This is a genomic window from Staphylococcus sp. NWU MKU2, from assembly GCF_033283605.1.
GTDB lineage: Bacteria > Bacillota > Bacilli > Staphylococcales > Staphylococcaceae > Staphylococcus > Staphylococcus haemolyticus.
Map to the genome: position 1 here is coordinate 507724 of NZ_JAVSMH010000001.1, position 18274 is coordinate 525997.

Here is an 18274-nt window from a genome sequence, read left to right on the forward strand (position 1 = left end):
ATTTCTCTCCAATTTTCTATTTATTCTCCGCATGTGTTACGTCATCGATGAGTGATTGATAATTGTTTGACGCTTGTTCTACACTAAATTTTTCACTTAATTTTACATCTTTGAAATGAATATTTCTAGCCATTTCCATTGCAACCGCAAACCCTTCGATGTCATCTTTTTTCACAAGTATACCATTTTCATGATTAGTAATTAACTCACTCGGTCCATAACGTACGTTATATGAGATAACAGGGCAACCATAATTAATACTTTCCATAATTGATAACCCAAAGCCTTCATACCGACTTGTCAATAGTGAAGCTATCACTTTTGAAAAGACTTCTTTAGGATGATTAGTGTGTCCTTTGAATATTACTTTATCTTCAAGTTGAAGTGTTTTAACCAATTGCTTCAATTTGTTTAAATTACCCTCTTTATCTTTTCCATATACAAGCAACTTAGATGAATAACCTTTTTTCAAATAAATATCAAACGCTTTGATAATATGATCAATTTGTTTTTCTTGAGCCAATCTACCAATATAGCAAAATTGATCTTCTACATCATCTCGACTATACGATTGCGCTATACTAACAAAATGAGGTATGACATCTATTTTATTATCATCTATACCAAATTGTGATTGAATATCATGTTTTTGGTATTCTGTTAAAACTATATATTTATCGATTATTTCTTGTTTATCTAGTGCTAATTTATATGAATGACGAACTCTATTCCCTTGTAAATGATTGCTATGAAACATTAATATGCGCTTAATGTCATTTTCACAATCAATCAATGGTCTGTCGAGTAAGCGTGCATCATTAAATACAACACTTCCATTAGGTAAAACATGATTATAGTAATAAGTAAATAAAGCTTTTTCATTATTAAAGGTGCGCGGCTCACCGTGCATTGATAGATGTTGAATATCAATCAATTTGTTCTCTTCATCGTTCGTAAAATGTTTCTTTAAGTACACGTTACCCTTTTTATCATAATATTCTTCCATTGTTTTGATTGCCGTTACATCATCAAAGTAATCAATTTTATGTAATCTGCCATTTAGCGTGAATGCCTTACGTTTAGATACCTTTTGTGAATTAGGATTGATTGTATCTTCAAACTTCATAACCTGTCTATTCGCATAGTATTTGCGAAATAACACATAAACATTATCTTTATAGTATTTTACGTTATCGTCTTCTTGAATGGCCTCTAACCCACGTATTTTAACTTTAGTTTGAATTGGTAACTTTCTAAATAATCTGGGTTCAACTGGTTCCTCTAATAAATTATAATTCGCAAGCCAATCGTATATGTTGTCTAATTTTGTATTCTCGGTTATTAATTCTTTATTTCTAAAAATTCGATATACATTTTTATAATTAGCGTTATAGTTCGTCGTTATAATTGTAGAAGTTTCTCCCAATTGAGTTTCTAAAAACTTTACTCTATGTAACAATGATTTAGTTCTTCCACCATGTGTAGGAGGTAAAGTGGAAGTTATTGTATATAACATAATTATGCTCCAATCTTAAGTTTTAAAGTGTGAGACTGTATACTCACATACGTCATTTAATTATTGATGATTATTTCACAGTTAACTACATAAGACAAAACATATCCTTCATTTTTCTTATTAAAAAAGTAGTTGGAACTAACATAAGTCCCAACTACCTAATATTCATTACTCGGTTAAATTTTGAGTAGTAACAAACTGATGGTATTTTTCGTGATTTTGCATTAATTCAGCATGTGTTCCTTCACCTGTTACCTTACCTTGATCTAGGAATATGATTTTGCCTGCTTTTTTTATAGTTGAGAGACGATGTGCAATAACAATAGTTGTTCTTCCTTCCATAAGAATTTCTAATGCCTCTTGAATTTTTTGTTCGCTCTCACTATCTAAATTTGCGGTAGCTTCATCTAATAATAAAATATCAGGATTTTTCACAAAACTGCGTGCAATATCGATACGTTGTCTTTGACCGCCAGATAACTTCAGACCACGTTCACCTACTAACGTGTCATAGCCATCATCAAACTGCATAATAAAGTCGTGACAATTCGCTAACTTAGCATACTTAACCAATTCTTCATCCGACACTTCACGGTTTATACCATATAAAATATTGTCACGTATCGTACCACTCATCATAGAATTCGATTGCATTACATAACCAATCTTGTTTCGCCAATTTGTAATTGGAACATCATAAATACTTTGCGTTCCATATTTAATATCTCCAGATTCAATGTCATACATACGTTCAATCAAATTAAAAATTGTACTTTTTCCTGAACCCGACGGACCAACAAATGCGCTCACCTCTCCTTGAGGTATACGGAAAGATACGTTGCTAAGAATCGTTTTAATATCATATTTAAAATCAACATTTTCAAATGACAATTCGCCATCGTTAATTGAGATATCTTCTATAGGTTGTAAATCTTCCATTGGTTCAATAGGTTCTTGCATGATTTCAAAGATTCTACTACTTGCACCAACTGCCTTTTTATAATCTGTAACTAAGGTTGAAAGATTCATTAATGGCATCGATAACTGCATCACATAAAAAATCATCGCAATTAACGCACCAGCTGTTATCGCACCTGTAGCTATTCTTATCGCACCGAAACCTAATATAACTGCAATCATTAATAACATAATCACACTTGAAATAGGTTGAATGACAGCTGTAATTTTTGCTTGTCGCAGACCTAAATTATAAATCTCACGTAAATTACTATGCGCGTTATTTAATTCTTGTCTTTCTGTATTCGATACTTTTACTAAACGCATCTCAGTTAACACACGACCTAGCAAACCACTAAAGTTAGCAATTTCAGTTTGTGTGTTCATTGATATCTTTTGCATTTTGCGACCTAATGGAATCATTATTGCCATAAATATCGGAATTGCAAAAAATGTTAATAATGTCATTTGCCAGTCCATAATAAACAACATAACTATGGATCCAATGAGTGTAATTACTGCGGGAAGTAATTGTGGCAATTTCTGTGAAATAAATTCATTTATAACCTTAGTATCGTCTGTCAAACGACTCATTAACTGCCCACTTTCATTCTTATCGAAAAAAGGCATTTTTAATTTAATGATATGTTCCCAAAGTATTGATCGAATATCGTAAATCATTTTTTCACCAATTTTACTTAGTAGATAAATACCAATACCACTTAGTAGTGCATTAGCTATAAATATTCCTGCAAATAAAAGAACGATATTCCAGTTGATACTACTTGTTGAGAATTTATCAACTAATCGTCCGGTAAATAGCGGAATTAACAGACCACTAATACTCCCTAGCGAAGAAATAATGATTGCCGCAATAATCAGTCCATATGGCCACGACAATCGTTTAAATAAGAAAAATAACGGATTTTGTCCTTTCATAAATTAGCCCTCTTTTTATATTCATTTTAAAAATTTAATTATCTTATTTTCCAAGTATAAAGCTTTAACAAATAAATTCATATTATCAAATTTATATGATAAAATATTTTAGTTGAAATTTTGAAAAAGGAAAGATAAGAATGAAACGAAGCTTAATAATTACCTTTGCTCTACTTTTAACCATTGTTATTATAGCACCTAACTCCTACGCTTCCGAATATGAACCAACACCTACTGAAATTGCTAGACAATATGGTTACCCGAATGTAACAGATGCCTATCAACCTGAAGGTAGCATAAATGTAAGTCAAACCGGGCAAATTTTGTACGACTATCAATCTAACCAAAAATGGTACCCCGCTTCAATGACGAAGCTAATGACAATGTATCTTACACTTGAAGCCGTGAATAAAGGTGAGCTTTCTTTAAATGACAAAGTACATATTACGGACAAGCATTATCGCATGTCAACTTTACCAGAATTAAGTAATACGAAATTATATGCTGGTGAAACATATACAATTAGCGAGCTACTCCAAATTACAGTTTCTAACTCAAGTAACGCTGCAGCTTTAATTTTAGCTGATGAGGTTTCGGGAAATGTGAATGATTTTACTGATTTAATGAATAAGAAAGCTAAAGCATTAGGCATGTCAAACACACATTTCGTAAACCCAACAGGTGCTGAAAACAAGCAATTAAAAGAATTTGCGCCATCAAAATATAAAAACCAAGACAATACTACTTCCACTGCGAAAGACTTTGCAATTCTAGATCACCATGTTATCAAAGAGACTCCTAAGATATTACATTTCACTAAACAACTTGCTCCTACACAACACGGTGTCACATATTATACATTCAATCATTCATTAGAAGGAGCCAAAATGAGTTTGCCAGGTACAGATGGTTTAAAGACTGGCTCAAGTGATGTTGCAGATTATAATCACACGATTACAACTAAACGTAACAACTTCCGCATTAACCAAGTTATTATGGGAGCAGGAGATTACGTGAATTTAGGTGGAGAAAAGCAACGTAATATGATGGGAAATGCCATGATGAATCGTTCTTTCGATCAATACAGTTATAAAAAGGTACTTTCAAAAGGCACACATAAAATCAATGGCAAAAAATACTATATCAAAGATAACTTATATGATGTAGTACCTTAAGGTATGAATAAAAAAGATTATAAATTTATCGTTAAAGATGGTTCAATTCATCTTGACTACAATCGCCAATTTCTTACAAAAGATGATGGACCTCCAAAAGTTGAAGTAACGAAACCTCTATTGCACAAAGCAAATACCATTGCTCAAACGACGTGGAAAGAGCATCCAGTGGTTACCTTTGTCGCATTAGCATTATTAGCAATTGCATTTATACTTATTGTACGTTCAATTATTCATTTATTATTTAAACGTAAATAAAGTGATAGATAACTCTTTGACTATATAGTAACAATATCTTTTACTTTTAGAATTACTTTAAAGAACTGCTATAGAGATGTCATCCCAGGAACGCGAAGCAACTTAAGTTATACAAAGAAGCCAGCAAATGAACTCATAAAAATTCATTTGCTGGCTCTTTTAATAGGATTAAAACCTTATATTTTAATTATTTAGCATCTTTGCCGTATAATTCCTGTTTAATCTTAGTTGTTGAAATACCTTCAGTACGTTTTAAGTATACGACTTCACATTTATCTTTTAAGAAGTCGAATTCACCTTCCCAGTCATGTCCCATTACAAAGACATCTACTTCAAAGCGATCCACGTCGATTTCTTTTTGACCCCAATCATTCTCAGGAATAACTAAATCAACATAACGAATTGATTCTAACATCATTTTACGTTGTTCATAATCATAATATGACTTTTTATTCTTAATTTGATTGAATTCATCTGAAGATAAAGCAACAATTAAATAATCGCCCATTTCACGCGCTCTTCTTAGTAATTCAATATGACCATAGTGTAATAAGTCATAAGTACCATAAGTAATAACTCTTCTCATAAACGCTATCTCCTTAACATAGTTTTTAACATTTTTTCATAATCTTAATTTAGCATAAATAAAATTTACATACCATTAATTTTATAAGTTATACTACACTATCTCTTTAAAGTACGCTTAACTAACTGTTTACTGCTAAATGCAAATTTTTTGGGCATAACTTGTGCTTGAAAACGAAAATATCCTGGTCTTCCAATACCAACATCGATAAGTGTTTGACGCCACTTCTCGTAAGTATCACGTGTCCAATTTGTTGCACCTTGCTCAACTGCTTGAATGATTCTAAACAGCGCATCGCCTGAGTAATTCGTATGTTGCATATCTTTAATGTAATGCGTGACCTTATCAATAAATTCGGGTGTAACTTTACTACATTTTAATAAGTAAGCTTGAATAAGATAACTAACAATTAAATCATCCATTCGATAACTATAGTATGCTTTCTCATTTGTTAAAAGTAGCATCTCCATGACGCGCTGACGTACTCGTCGAGCATCTTCAATATAAGATATAAATGTATCAGCTCGTTTATCTGTGATTGAACCTTCTTGGTCATTATAGCCATATATAATGAGTGGTAGTAATTGGATATCACGCGCGGTTAAATAAGCTCGTGTGACAAAGGTATGCTCTTCACAAAATACAACGTCTTCATCAAAACGTAATGCACTAAATTTAGAATTAAATAATTTTCCACCAGGCCCAATAGATTGCAAAATTTCAGGCGCTTGAGCTAAAGATACTAGTGATTCACGATTCATTTCCTCATGTGTAGGTACAATTTTCCAATCTCCTTGGACACCTCTACCAATTTGACCAATGACGATATCAACCTCTTGATTACGTTCATAGTAACCTATCATCTTATCTAGTCTACCCGGTAAAAATTGATCATCTGCATCTAAAAACATAAATGCTTCAACATCATCAGACATTGCAGCTAATCCAAAATTTCTACTTGCAGCTGCACCTTGATTATCTTGATTGTAAATCATGATATTTTTAACTTCTTTTTGTAATTGAGTGAGCTCATGTCTCGAATGGTCTGTAGAACCATCATTTACACAAATGATTTCAACCTCATGTGTTGTATCGATAGATTTGATTGCTCTACGTATTGTCTTTTCTGCATTATATACAGGTATTATGATAGCTATTTTCATCTTTTCACCATCTTTTCAATAAATTCTGTAACGCGTCGAACACTATCTTCACGATTATACTTATGCCAATTTTTAAATAAAGGTTTGAACAAGGCAATATCATTTCTTATTTTTAAAATTAATTCTTCTTCTGTTGTTACTTTATATTGTTGTGGAATTGCTTTATAAAATTGGTTTAAGCCACGAATTTTATCATATTTATGCTCGTCGTACACATAAAATAATGTTGGTTTGTCTAATAAACTCGCCTCAATAGGTAGTGAACTATAGTCACTAATAATCACATCCGCCATAATCATCAATTCTTGTGTAGTGGCTATAGATTGACTTTTTGAAATAGATGGATGTAATTGATTAATCAATGTGTACTCAGGTAGCGCTTCTTCAAAGCGAGCAACATCTAATTGTCTATTGTTTTCAGAACCTTCACGATAAGTAGGAACATAGACCACCAATTTTTTATGAATATTATAATGCTTTTTCAAACGTTCTTGCTCGGCCTTAAGATTGAATTTTAAATATTGTGATATACGTGGTAAACCGAGTGGCAATAATTGTTCTTCAGTAGCTTCAAATGACTCTTTAAAACATGTTCCCATCTCTTTACCACCAATAAGATAATAATCAGTCGCTTGATACACGCGTTGATATTGTCTAACCATAGTTACATTAGTCAAATCAACTTGATGATCAGTCAGCCCAAAATTTTTCAGTGCGCCAGATGCATGCCACGTTTGAATAATCGTTTGTGCCTTCTTCTTAGTATAACCACCTAGCATTAAATAATACGTATCGATTAAAATGACTTTCGAACTACTTAATGCTTTTATATGTTTGACGATATATTTGTTTCCTGCTGGTATGAAAGTAATGTTGTTAAGATGTTTCAGCCTATATTGTTCTTCAAATTTTGCAATTACAGTTATTTTGTAACCTTTATTGTCTAATTCGTTAATAATCGGAATGACATCTTCAGGAAATGTCATGAGTACCGTAATTTGCTTTTTATCAACTTGTCTCCCTTTGTAAATAAAATTCAATAATGTAATCATCAACATATATACTTTTTTAATAATTAGTCGCATACATTTACCCCTCATATTTTCATTATAAAAATTATAAATCAAAAATTGTCATTATGCTGTATACACAAAATCCTTGATAAACGCATCAACATTTATCAAGGACTTTAAATTATAAGAAATCTGCGAAATGATCGCGATATCTTCGATGTAAAATTGAACCTAGCACAAAGAAAATTAAAATAACTATCACGTTATAAATTAATAATTTCCAATGTTCTATAAAGTACCATTCGTGGAATAAAATTGCTGCACGATATGATTCAGCCAAGAAATAAACTGGATTAAATTTAATAATTTCACCAATTGTTCCACCAATACCTGAATCTTTAGGTACCCATAGAATTGGAGACATATAGAATAAAATTCTTAGCAAAGCCTGCATGATCATTTGTGTATCCCGCACAATAATGCCGAGTGTCGACGTAAATAATGCAACAGATGCTGTAAAGAAAAATGTCATTGGTACATAAATTAATAATTGTACAATATGAATTGAAGGGAAAATACCATTAACGATACAAATTCCTATAATAATTAACAATAAACCTATATGACCATAAAAACGACTGGTTACAGTGTAAGTAGGTATGATAGAAAGTGGGAAATTCATCTTCGCCACTTGATTAAACTTCATAGATACTGATTTAGTACCTTCAAGAATACCTTGGTTTACGAAGAACCACATACTAATCCCTACAAGTAGCCAATAAATAAAAGGTATGCCATGAATAGGTTGGTTACTTCTAATCCCCATACCAAATACAAACCAGTAAACCATGATTTGTAATGCTGGATTCAGTAACTCCCAAGCTACACCAAGATAGTTATTCGTATTCGTTATTTTAATTTGGAATTGTGCAAGTCTTTGTACTAAGTAAAAATTCTTGATATGTTCTTTAAAAACAGATCCTACTGCCGACATTGAAATTAACCACGCTTTCAATTAAATATCCACAATGTGTTTACATTTTTTATTTAAAATTAGGATAACTACATTATATATAACAATTTCTGAAAAGTTTAATATAATTATTACGTACATATAGTATTATTTTATATTGTAGAGAAGATTACTAGAAAATAAGAACCATAACTATGGACTTAATTTTCCAAAAAAAGTAAAATCTACTTATTGTTTACAAAAAGTTATTCAAAATCTCTTATACACTTTACACTAGGTTAATAAATTTAACAACTATTGTATGATGTATTATAATCTATATAAGTATTTATAAGGAAGGAAATATCATGAGCGTATCTGTAAATATAAATAATGTGACAAAAGAATATCGCATTTATCGTAATAATAAAGAACGCATTAAAGATGCCTTAATCCCTAAAAATAAAAATAATACATTTTTCGCTTTAGATGATGTCTCTATAACAGCTCACGAAGGTGATGTCATAGGTTTAGTCGGCATTAACGGCTCAGGTAAATCTACATTAAGTAATATGATTGGCGGTTCTATTTCCCCTACTTCTGGAAATATTGAACGTAATGGTGAAGTCAGTGTCATCGCAATCAATGCAGGTCTGAATGGTCGTTTAACTGGTGTAGAAAATATCGAATTTAAAATGTTATGCATGGGATTCAAAAGAAAAGAAATCAAGCAACTTATGCCTCAAGTTATAGAATTTAGTGAACTCGGCGAATTTATCCATCAACCTGTTAAAAATTATTCAAGTGGTATGCGTGCTAAATTAGGATTCTCGATTAACGTTACAATTAATCCTGATATTCTAGTTATCGATGAAGCTTTATCAGTTGGTGACCAAACGTTCACTCAAAAATGTTTAGATAAAATTTATGAATTCAAAGAAGCGAATAAAACGATTTTCTTCGTAAGTCATAATATTCGCCAAGTCCGTGAATTTTGTACTAAGATTGCTTGGATTGAAGGCGGAAAGCTCAAAGAATACGGAGATTTAGAAGAGGTTCTTCCTAAATATGAGCAATTCTTAAAGGACTTCAAGAAAAAATCAAAAGCTGATCAAAAAGCTTTTAGAAAACAATTAGACGAAAAACGTTTTATTGTGAAATAAAATATAAGATGATACACAAAGCATTTGGAAAAACTTTATATTAAAAGGCTACATTGCAAATGCACAGTCGCTGACTAGAACTGAGAATATGCTTTAAATCAAGCTTTTCTCAGTTCTAGTCTTCTTTTTGGGCGGAGCAGTATTTCACTAAGAAATTCTTCAAGTTAAATAAACTGGGGACAACGCATTCAGAAGAATTTTGTTCCAATCGCTTTCTACCAATTTATAATCAATTTGATTTATGTAACTCGTTAAATTTAATCTAATCAATTTTCAAATCACATAAGAATGAATAAATACTCAATTTTTTAAAAAATATCATTAATCTTGTGAGTTAAATACTTTAAAAATAAAACTATCCGTTATACTATAAATATAGACAGTAAATTTTATTGCTATAGTTAAAGAAGGTGACGATTATAGCCTCAAATAATAAGACACAACAATTTGCGAATTTGGTGCGTGCTTATAGAAAATCATATATTGGTAAAGGTCCAGAAAATATTAAAGTTTTCTTTAAGGATAATTGGGCTATATGTCATATGACCGGTAGTTTAAGCAAAGTTGAGAATTTTTATTTGCAAAACAAAAATTTCGAGAGTATGCTTAAACAAGGACGTACAGAAGAAATAAAAGATTTATATAAACGTCAACCTCCCACAGAAATGGAAGAGCTTGTTGGCGCTAAATTTGTGAAATTATTTACTGACCTTGACTTAGAAAACGATGAAGTAATTTCAATTTTTGTTTTTGATCAATCAATTGAAGATTAATACTTCAATTTTATATATGATACATAATTTAATAACATTGAACATTAAAAGATGATGCAACATTACACATCATTATTTTATGGGATTGGTGTAAGGTACTCGGTGCTGTTTGCTAACCCTCTCTATTGAATTTTTATTCACTTAAAGGAGGTGGTTACGCAAATCAAGTATCGAGTTTTTTTAACGTTATAAGTGCTCTCAACACAGAATTACTAGAAAAACTAGAAAAATTCTAAATTTAGGAGTGTATATTTATGAAAATAGTAGCATTATTCCCAGAAACAGATAAAGGTTTAGATAATCAATTACTTAACACTGAAAAAGCAATTGGTTTAAGAGAATTCTTAAAAGACACTGAACATGAATTAGTTATTTTAAAAGATGGTGAAGAAGATTTAGACAAACACTTAAGTGATATGGATATTATTATAAGTGCACCGTTCTATCCTGCTTATATGAGTAAAGAACGTATTGAAAAAGCACCAAACTTAAAATTAGCGATTACTGCTGGTGTTGGTTCTGACCACGTAGATCTTGAAGCAGCAAGTCAACATGATGTTGGTGTTGTTGAAGTAACAGGTAGTAATACAGTAAGTGTTGCTGAACATGCAGTTATGGATCTATTAATTGTGTTACGTAACTTCATGGAAGGTCATCGTCAATCTGTCGAAGGCGAATGGGACTTATCTAAAGTAGGTAACCAAGCACGTGAATTACAAAATAAAACAATTGGTATTTTCGGCTTTGGTCGTATCGGTCAATTAGTAGCCGAACGCTTAAAACCATTTAACGTTACAATTCAACATTATGATCCAATCAATCAAAAAGACAATGAAAATTCTAAATTTGTTGACTTCGACACATTAATTAAAACTAGTGATGCCATTACAATTCATGCACCACTTACACCTTCAACAGATAACTTATTTGATGAAGACGTTTTAAGTAAAATGAAAGAAGGAAGCTATTTAGTAAATACAGCACGTGGTAAAATTGTTAACACTGAAGCTTTAGTACAAGCTGTTAACAGTGGTCACATCCAGGGATACGCTGGTGATGTATGGTACCCACAACCTGCCCCAGAAAATCACCCTTGGAGAACTATGCCAAGAAACGCTATGACCATTCATTATTCTGGTATGACTTTAGAATCTCAAAAACGTATTGAAGATGGTACAAAAGATATTTTAAACCGCTTCTTTAATAACGAACCTTTCCAAGATAAAGATGTTATTGTTTCTAGTGGTAAAATCTCTAGTTCAAGTTACACTGCTAAATAATAGCATTTATACACGTTAAAAGTTTAATCATAAGCACAACGCTTAAAATAGACCTTGATTATTCGTAAAGATTTCTTATTAGAGCAAGTTATATAGTATTACAAGACTATCCCTGAATTCATGTATGCCTATATTTGCTTAATCTCATTTATAGTAGAAAACAACCCTAAAAATTTAAATATAAAATTTATCTAAGTGTTATAGCTTGTTAGGTGTCAGAATAGACTTAATAAGTTTGAAAACACGCATATCTTAAATGAAAAAATATATACTTCGATTTATCCCTGTTCAAATCGAAGCTCGGTAAAGATCAAAAATCATAACATGATTTGCAATCACAAAAATAGTCATCATCACATATTATCCCTGTTCAAATGTGATGATGAATTGTTCTCCCCCTTAAACAAAATAGGAGAAGATGGTAACCCCTGACCATCTTCTCCTATTTTTTCTTTTTCATTTTTCTTTCTACTTTAAATACTTTAAACATAAATTTAGGTATACTACTTAAACGTCCAATACGCTTCCAATCTATTAACAAACGATAAACCCATTCGATATTGAGTTTGATAAATAATTTTGGTGCACGCTTTTTAGTACCACTAAATATTTCAAATGATCCTCCAACGCCCATCAATACTGTTTGATTGAATATGTGACGATACTTTTGAATCCATTCTTCTTGTTTAGGAAAACCCATTCCCACAAAAATATAATCAGGATTAAAACGCTGGATACGTTTGATAACTGTTTCATCATTTAAGTTAATATAGCCATGGTGATAATCAAATTCAGCTTGAGGATATTTATGACGTAAATTATCACATGCCAGTTCTATAACTTCACTTTTTGCTCCAAGTAAATAAACCTTTTGGTAATTCGTATGTGCGATTTTCAAACAATGATCCATCAATTCAATTCCAGGCACACGTCTCTTTAATGGTGTTTTCAAACGATTAGAAGCTTTAATGACACCTGTACCATCTGGAACGACATAATCCGCACTATTAATCAGCTGTTTATAACTCACGTGTTCCGTTGCATAATCAACAATTTCAGGATTAGCAGTCACGATAAATAAATTGTCTTTAGCATCTTGAGCGAAAAATGACTTAACGTACTCAATCATCTCAATCATAGTTACATTGTCAAATTGAACACCTAAAATATCTACTTTGTTTGTTGTTTCTTTTTGATTATGCATTTAAGCATTCTCCTTACTGTCCATACAATTTCATATGCATCTATTATATGAAAATATAACAAAAATACATACTAATTTCTTTTTACAAATTTTAGAAAAAGCTAACTCATCTTTACGTTACATTTCAAGTTTCTAGAAAATAAGGCTAAAGTCCAAACGCCAACGCACCTCTTTTGACTTATAATAGATACTATAATCCTTATCCAGGCGAGGTCAACTATGGTCTATTTAGAAAATTTCTTTACAACAATCATTACGTTAAATATATACTTAATCATTATTATTGCGATTATTTATATTATGATTCACCAAAATAGACATCGTCAAATAAATCAATATTTAGATGTCTATCTCAATTATATCCCAGTTCTCACACATGAATTCGGTCATGTATTGTTTAATAAACTTAGTGGTGGTCGCGCAAAAGATTTAGTCATCGTCACACGGCCTTCGGAACGACTTCAAACGATGCAACAAGGTTATGCTATCACTCAATCTAAAGGTCTGATTGGGCAATTCATTACTACTTTAGGTGGTTATGTTATGCCACCTATCATGCTACTAATTGGTATCAGTGTTGCACATTATGGTCATCCAAGTCTCTTTCTCGTGTCCTATATTTTTATTTTTATCTATTATTTAGTACTTACTTCGCGTAAACTGTCACCTATTGTGGTGCTTATCATACTTATTGCATTGTTATATTTTTTAGTACAACATGATAATCAAATGATGTTCTATTACTTAGTTGTTTTACTTTACCATCTTATCTTAGGCGTATTACTTGGCGAAGTACTCCAATCAAGTTGGACGATATTCAAGCTTACTTTTCAAAGACCAAGACCTAGTTGGGATGGAAGTACTTTATCAGAAATCACACACATTCCAACTATCATATATAGCACAATTTGGATTGCGATTAATCTATTCGCGATTTATCTCATGTTTCAATTCATACTTTAATCGATGACTTTCCATAAAATAATTTCCAATAAGGATTTAACATCACATTGTCCTTATTGGAGATTTTTTATTTCTATTTATGCACGTTCCGCGAAGATATTCATCGCGTTATCATAACTTAAAATCGTAATAACATCGTTACGTTTAACGATAATGACTTTATTAGTATCATCCTTCGTCATTATTTCAACTGCATTCCCAATCGATATGTCTTTGCTTGAGAGATAAACAAGTAATTCTGTCTTATCACGTACTCGCTTAATCGTCACTTTATCACCAGGTTCAAATTCTAATAAAGATACCGTGAATTTTTCTTCAAAATGCTGATTTCTGGGGATAATACCTCCGTGTGGACATGTTTCAGGATAATCAAGTATCTTATCCAAGCGTTCTACAAATAAATCTGAAATGCGATGTTCTAAGATTTCTGCTTCTTGATGGACTTCTTCCCAATTATATTGTAAAACTTCTATTAAAAATAACTCCAACAGGCGGTGACGCTTAATGATATCCAACGTATGTTTCAAGCCCTCATCTGAGAGTTTCACACCTTTATAGTGTTTCGTTTCAACATAACCAGCTTTTTCCAAGCGTCCAACCATTTCACTAACTGAAGGAGGTTTTATATTTAAGTACTGAGATAACTTTTTATTTGAGACAAAGGATGTATCTCCATCATTGGCTAATATTGCTTTTAGATAATCCTCTTTTTCTTCAGTTAACATCATTTCACCTCACCCATACATTCACTTTATTGTATCATGAATTGATAACGAATGTTATTCACCTTATTTAAACAAACTGTACCTTAATAAAAAAAGTGAGGCTAGGATAGAATTCTATTTGAATTCATTATCCCGACCACACTCTATTATATCTTCAATCATATTTATTAAGTTAGTCAGTTAAGCTATCAACGATAACCATTTCATCATAGTTTATCGCTTCTCTTAATTTCAATGCCGTACTTTCAGTAATCTCTCCATCGTCAGTTAAACTAGATAAAACACGACGTTGTTCTCTTAAAGCATTTAATTTTATCTTCGTAATTGAATCTTCGGCACGCGTATTAAAGAAATTAGATGGCGATAAGTTATCTATTCTCATAAGATAACCGTCACAAATCATACCAACTTCTAATTTGTTATCTTCATTCGCTTCATCTACAAGACGACTCACAACATTATAATGAACAATCTTATTGATTTTAGAAAGTTCCATTAAGTTATCAGTAACACTTAATGATGATGCCGCATTGGTACGTGTACGTATACGACGTTTTAATAGTACAGCTCTCGCACCAACAATCATACGACGTATCAATGACGCTTGACGATACACTTGTGTACGTTCTGCATAACGCATGTAGTTTTCTAATACACTCGCAGTTATTTCACCATCATCGGCAAGTCGTTCTAGTGTTTTCGTTTCAACCTTAAAAGCTAAACTCTGTAATCTTTCGAGTTCTTTTGAGTTCTCATCATCCTTTTCAACAGATTTCAAGAACGTTAATTTATCGTGATATTCTTTAATGACATTACCATAACGATAACTTGTTTCAAATGATGAATGATGATTCAAGTAATCTATGACATGTTCAAGAATATATATTCTAGCTTCTTTAAAATTCATACTTCCAATCTTAGCCTTAGGTGCACTAGATGTTACAAACGGCAATACAATTTGTGCAATCACAAGACTTATAATAACCATACCTGATGAAATAAATAGTAAATCATTACGATATGTAAACGCATGATGATCTGCTAAAAAGTATGGTAATGTTAATGCGATTGCTAACGAAATAGTTCCGTGCACGCCACATAGTGTCATGATAAGCGCATACATGCTTCGTTTAGGTGGTTTCTCTTTCTTCTTGTCTTCTCCTTCTTCATTCATTAATTTTTGGAAAGGACTGACAGATAAATAGAATAGAGGATAGAGCACATACACCCATATAAATCTAAATAAGTATACCGCTAACGCAACGAGTGCTGTTATCACAACTAAGAACAATAAATTGTGTGGTTCAGTTTTTACAATATTTCCAATTACTTCTGGAACTAAAAATCCTAATATTGAAAAAACAAAACCATTCAATGCATATCCTAGAATGTTCCAAGTGTGATTGTAACTCATTTGAAGTCGAGTACGAGTTTGGGCGATACGATCACGTTCAAAACCATGTACTAAACCTGCTACAACGGCAGCAATAATACCTGACGCATGAAACATTTCAGCAACAAGATAAGTAACAAATGGCGTTAATAGTTGTAAAAAGGTAAACATATTAATGTTTTCTATGCCACGTCTTGTAAGTGTTAAACGGAATCTAACAAGCGCAATACCAATAAGTAAACCAATAATCGCACCACCGATTGACGCGATTAGAAATTGTTGCACCGCTTCAAATAATGAGAATGAACCAGTAATTAAAACACCTACCGCTATTTTGAATGAGATGATACCTGCTGCATCATTAAGTAACGATTCACCTTCAAGGATAGTCATAGCACCTTTAGGTAAAACCTTACCTTTTGTAATAGCTTGCACTGCCACAGCATCAGTTGGACATAATATTGCGGCTACGGCAAAAGCTGCACCAATAGGAAGTGTCGGCCAAATCCAATGAATAAATAGACCCACACCAATAACAGTTGTAATAACGAGTCCTAAAGCCATTAACATCACTGGTTTAATATAACGACGTAAATGAGCTCTCGAAACGTTAACACCTTCCACAAAAAGTAACGGTGCAATCGTTGCTACCATAAAGAGTTCTGAATCGAAGTTAAATTCTACAGGTACTGGCGTTAAAAAGAGGAGCATTCCTAAAGCAATTTGAATGAATGCCAGAGGCACTTTGGGTAAAAAAGTATGAACAAAGGAGCTTACAATAACTACGGCTAGAAATATGAGAATCGTTTCAAATATTTCCAAACTTCCACCCCATTTTATACTTCATATTTAATTGGAGAAATAAGACTTGCCTAATATAAAAATAAGTTTTATGTCTATTTATATCCTGATAAATACATCTTAAACTCACAATCGGTTAATTATAATTTTACCATTAAAGTTACAATGAATTAACTAACTTGCATTCATTTCTAATCCATTTTTATTAAATTGATAGCATTCCAATCTACTTCTAACCATTCATTTGTTTGATCACTTATAACAATCACCTTTATAGCAAATAAGACTTCCATTTAGATTTTAATAAAATTTTTACTATCCCCTAACATTGAATTAAACATTCATTACTATGCTTTAGTTAGAAATGTTCAAAATGAAATCATTCCGTTTTAAACAATCGGGTGCTTTAATTGAAAACATTTTAGGAGGATTATACATGATTATTTCAAAAAGACTTACTGTGACAGTATTAGGCATTTTACTCTTAATTATGTTGATTGCAACAGTCTCAGATCAAGCGATATCAAATGCATTGATGAATCAAAATGATTTATTTGGCACACTCTTTCAAAATTATGGGTTATTCCCGCCTACGTTAGTACTCATTATTTCTGTTATTATATTAAATTATTATGTATTCACAACGTTTAATCATCGATTTGCTAAGATAATCATCTTAGTTATGACCGCTGTATTCACATTAATTAAAACGAACGCACTAGTATCAGAAACTGTTCAATACATATTATCAACATCAAATAATATAAAGCACCATAAGCCTATGGGTATGGCAAATAATGAAGGAAATGCAGGTACCGCTTTACCCTTAGGTTGGAGTATGTTTATATCACTAATCTTTTTATTAATAATCGCATTTGTTTGTTATTATTTTTGGTTAAAAAACACAAATACTGCTGAATTAACTAGATTATTTAAAGTGTCACTTATCAGCTTTATCGTACTATTTATCGGCTTAGAACTTGTTGACAATATGAAAGAATTATGGGGACGTGTTAGACCATATGAACTTAGCGACAAAGGGGCACATTTTACCAATTGGCTTACCATTAATGGCAATACAGGGCATAGTTCATTCCCATCAGGACATACGGGTAATGGTGCCTTTCTCATGTTTTTAGCTTTCTATTTCCATAAGCTTCGCTCACGAAAAATTATGTTCGCAATTGGTCTATTTTATAGTGTATTAATGGCATTAAGCCGAATTCGAATCGGTGCGCATTTTACTAGCGATGTAACCATGAGTTTAATCATTATGTTTGGTCTTATGGTGATGTCAGACTTTCTTATACACAAGATGACTTCAAATACTAATCAGCAATAATGTGGCATGATGACGGACGTATCATCATCGATTTAATTGCTACGTTCTAAATTAGAAATAACTACAGTTGA

The 18274-nt window shown here is 32.0% G+C and carries 14 protein-coding genes and 1 pseudogene; 6 read left to right on the forward strand and 9 right to left on the reverse strand.

What is annotated here, in order from left to right; translation table 11 throughout:
* Window positions 1-16: 16 nt before the first annotated feature.
* The gene (locus SBL15_RS02685) at window positions 17-1516 is read right to left on the reverse strand and encodes a glycosyltransferase (protein ID WP_107614338.1); all 1500 of its coding nucleotides are present in this window, start codon (window positions 1514-1516) and stop codon (window positions 17-19) included.
* A gap of 168 nt (window positions 1517-1684) precedes the next feature.
* Complete coding sequence (locus SBL15_RS02690; protein WP_107613328.1) at window positions 1685-3412, reverse strand: ABC transporter ATP-binding protein; 1728 nt, start codon at window positions 3410-3412, stop codon at window positions 1685-1687.
* Window positions 3413-3552: 140 nt separating this feature from the next.
* Here SBL15_RS02690 and pbp4 point away from each other — a divergent pair.
* Window positions 3553-4845: pseudogene (gene pbp4 / locus SBL15_RS02695) on the forward strand (penicillin-binding protein PBP4).
* Window positions 4846-5032: 187 nt separating this feature from the next.
* On the opposite strand, the gene tagD reads toward pbp4, so the two are convergent.
* The 4 genes from tagD to SBL15_RS02715 all read right to left on the reverse strand — a co-directional run bounded on the left by tagD (window position 5033) and on the right by SBL15_RS02715 (window position 8601).
* Entirely contained in the window at window positions 5033-5431 is a 399-nt protein-coding gene (tagD, locus tag SBL15_RS02700; protein ID WP_011276515.1) for a glycerol-3-phosphate cytidylyltransferase, read from the reverse strand.
* 98 nt (window positions 5432-5529) lie between these two features.
* Window positions 5530-6594 (reverse strand): glycosyltransferase family 2 protein, encoded by a 1065-nt coding sequence (locus SBL15_RS02705; RefSeq protein WP_107611945.1) that lies wholly within the window; start codon window positions 6592-6594, stop codon window positions 5530-5532.
* On the reverse strand, window positions 6591-7679 hold the full coding sequence (tarB, locus tag SBL15_RS02710) for a teichoic acid glycerol-phosphate primase TarB (RefSeq protein WP_107613329.1): 1089 nt from the start codon (window positions 7677-7679) through the stop codon (window positions 6591-6593). Before tarB ends, SBL15_RS02705 begins: the two co-directional genes overlap by 4 nt.
* Before the next feature lie 109 nt (window positions 7680-7788).
* The gene (locus SBL15_RS02715) at window positions 7789-8601 is read right to left on the reverse strand and encodes an ABC transporter permease (RefSeq protein WP_037548273.1); all 813 of its coding nucleotides are present in this window, start codon (window positions 8599-8601) and stop codon (window positions 7789-7791) included.
* A gap of 326 nt (window positions 8602-8927) precedes the next feature.
* Between SBL15_RS02715 and tagH the strand changes: the two genes are divergently transcribed.
* The 3 genes from tagH (at window position 8928) to SBL15_RS02730 (ending at window position 11775) form a co-directional block, all read left to right on the forward strand.
* Window positions 8928-9722, forward strand: coding sequence for a teichoic acids export ABC transporter ATP-binding subunit TagH (gene tagH / locus SBL15_RS02720; RefSeq protein ID WP_053041177.1), 795 nt, complete (start codon window positions 8928-8930; stop codon window positions 9720-9722).
* A 410-nt stretch (window positions 9723-10132) separates the two neighbouring features.
* Window positions 10133-10495, forward strand: coding sequence for a DUF2294 domain-containing protein (locus SBL15_RS02725; RefSeq protein WP_233641300.1), 363 nt, complete (start codon window positions 10133-10135; stop codon window positions 10493-10495).
* 254 nt (window positions 10496-10749) lie between these two features.
* Window positions 10750-11775, forward strand: coding sequence for an NAD-dependent formate dehydrogenase (locus tag SBL15_RS02730; RefSeq protein WP_107613331.1), 1026 nt, complete (start codon window positions 10750-10752; stop codon window positions 11773-11775).
* 442 nt (window positions 11776-12217) lie between these two features.
* On the opposite strand, the gene tarA is transcribed toward SBL15_RS02730, so the two are convergent.
* A complete protein-coding gene (gene tarA, locus SBL15_RS02735; protein WP_107611943.1) occupies window positions 12218-12979 on the reverse strand; it encodes an N-acetylglucosaminyldiphosphoundecaprenol N-acetyl-beta-D-mannosaminyltransferase TarA in 762 nt (253 codons plus the stop codon).
* A gap of 219 nt (window positions 12980-13198) precedes the next feature.
* On the opposite strand from tarA, the gene SBL15_RS02740 reads away from it, so the two are divergent.
* Window positions 13199-13942 (forward strand): M50 family metallopeptidase, encoded by a 744-nt coding sequence (locus tag SBL15_RS02740; RefSeq protein ID WP_107611942.1) that lies wholly within the window; start codon window positions 13199-13201, stop codon window positions 13940-13942.
* Window positions 13943-14019: 77 nt separating this feature from the next.
* Here SBL15_RS02740 and SBL15_RS02745 read toward each other — a convergent pair whose 3' ends face one another.
* Both SBL15_RS02745 and SBL15_RS02750 read right to left on the reverse strand, forming a co-directional pair.
* Window positions 14020-14667 carry a metal-dependent transcriptional regulator gene (locus tag SBL15_RS02745; RefSeq protein ID WP_107613339.1) on the reverse strand — a complete coding sequence of 216 codons (648 nt, stop codon included), beginning with the start codon at window positions 14665-14667 and terminating at the stop codon, window positions 14020-14022.
* Window positions 14668-14839: 172 nt separating this feature from the next.
* Window positions 14840-16882, reverse strand: a complete 2043-nt coding sequence (locus SBL15_RS02750) for a cation:proton antiporter (protein WP_053018616.1) — start codon at window positions 16880-16882, stop codon at window positions 14840-14842.
* 415 nt (window positions 16883-17297) lie between these two features.
* On the opposite strand from SBL15_RS02750, the gene SBL15_RS02755 reads away from it, so the two are divergent.
* Window positions 17298-18203, forward strand: coding sequence for a phosphatase PAP2 family protein (locus tag SBL15_RS02755; protein ID WP_107611940.1), 906 nt, complete (start codon window positions 17298-17300; stop codon window positions 18201-18203).
* Window positions 18204-18274 lie beyond the last annotated feature (71 nt).

Coding starts and splice junctions, on each gene's coding strand:
- SBL15_RS02685 (WP_107614338.1), bottom strand. CDS start 1,516: ATGTTATATACAATAACTTCCACTTTACCTCCTACACATGGTGGAAGA.
- SBL15_RS02690 (WP_107613328.1), bottom strand. CDS start 3,412: ATGAAAGGACAAAATCCGTTATTTTTCTTATTTAAACGATTGTCGTGG.
- tagH (WP_053041177.1), top strand. CDS start 8,928: ATGAGCGTATCTGTAAATATAAATAATGTGACAAAAGAATATCGCATT.
- SBL15_RS02705 (WP_107611945.1), bottom strand. CDS start 6,594: ATGAAAATAGCTATCATAATACCTGTATATAATGCAGAAAAGACAATA.
- tagD (WP_011276515.1), bottom strand. CDS start 5,431: ATGAGAAGAGTTATTACTTATGGTACTTATGACTTATTACACTATGGT.
- SBL15_RS02715 (WP_037548273.1), bottom strand. CDS start 8,601: ATGTCGGCAGTAGGATCTGTTTTTAAAGAACATATCAAGAATTTTTAC.
- tarB (WP_107613329.1), bottom strand. CDS start 7,679: ATGCGACTAATTATTAAAAAAGTATATATGTTGATGATTACATTATTG.
- tarA (WP_107611943.1), bottom strand. CDS start 12,979: ATGCATAATCAAAAAGAAACAACAAACAAAGTAGATATTTTAGGTGTT.
- SBL15_RS02740 (WP_107611942.1), top strand. CDS start 13,199: ATGGTCTATTTAGAAAATTTCTTTACAACAATCATTACGTTAAATATA.
- SBL15_RS02755 (WP_107611940.1), top strand. CDS start 17,298: ATGATTATTTCAAAAAGACTTACTGTGACAGTATTAGGCATTTTACTC.
- SBL15_RS02745 (WP_107613339.1), bottom strand. CDS start 14,667: ATGTTAACTGAAGAAAAAGAGGATTATCTAAAAGCAATATTAGCCAAT.
- SBL15_RS02730 (WP_107613331.1), top strand. CDS start 10,750: ATGAAAATAGTAGCATTATTCCCAGAAACAGATAAAGGTTTAGATAAT.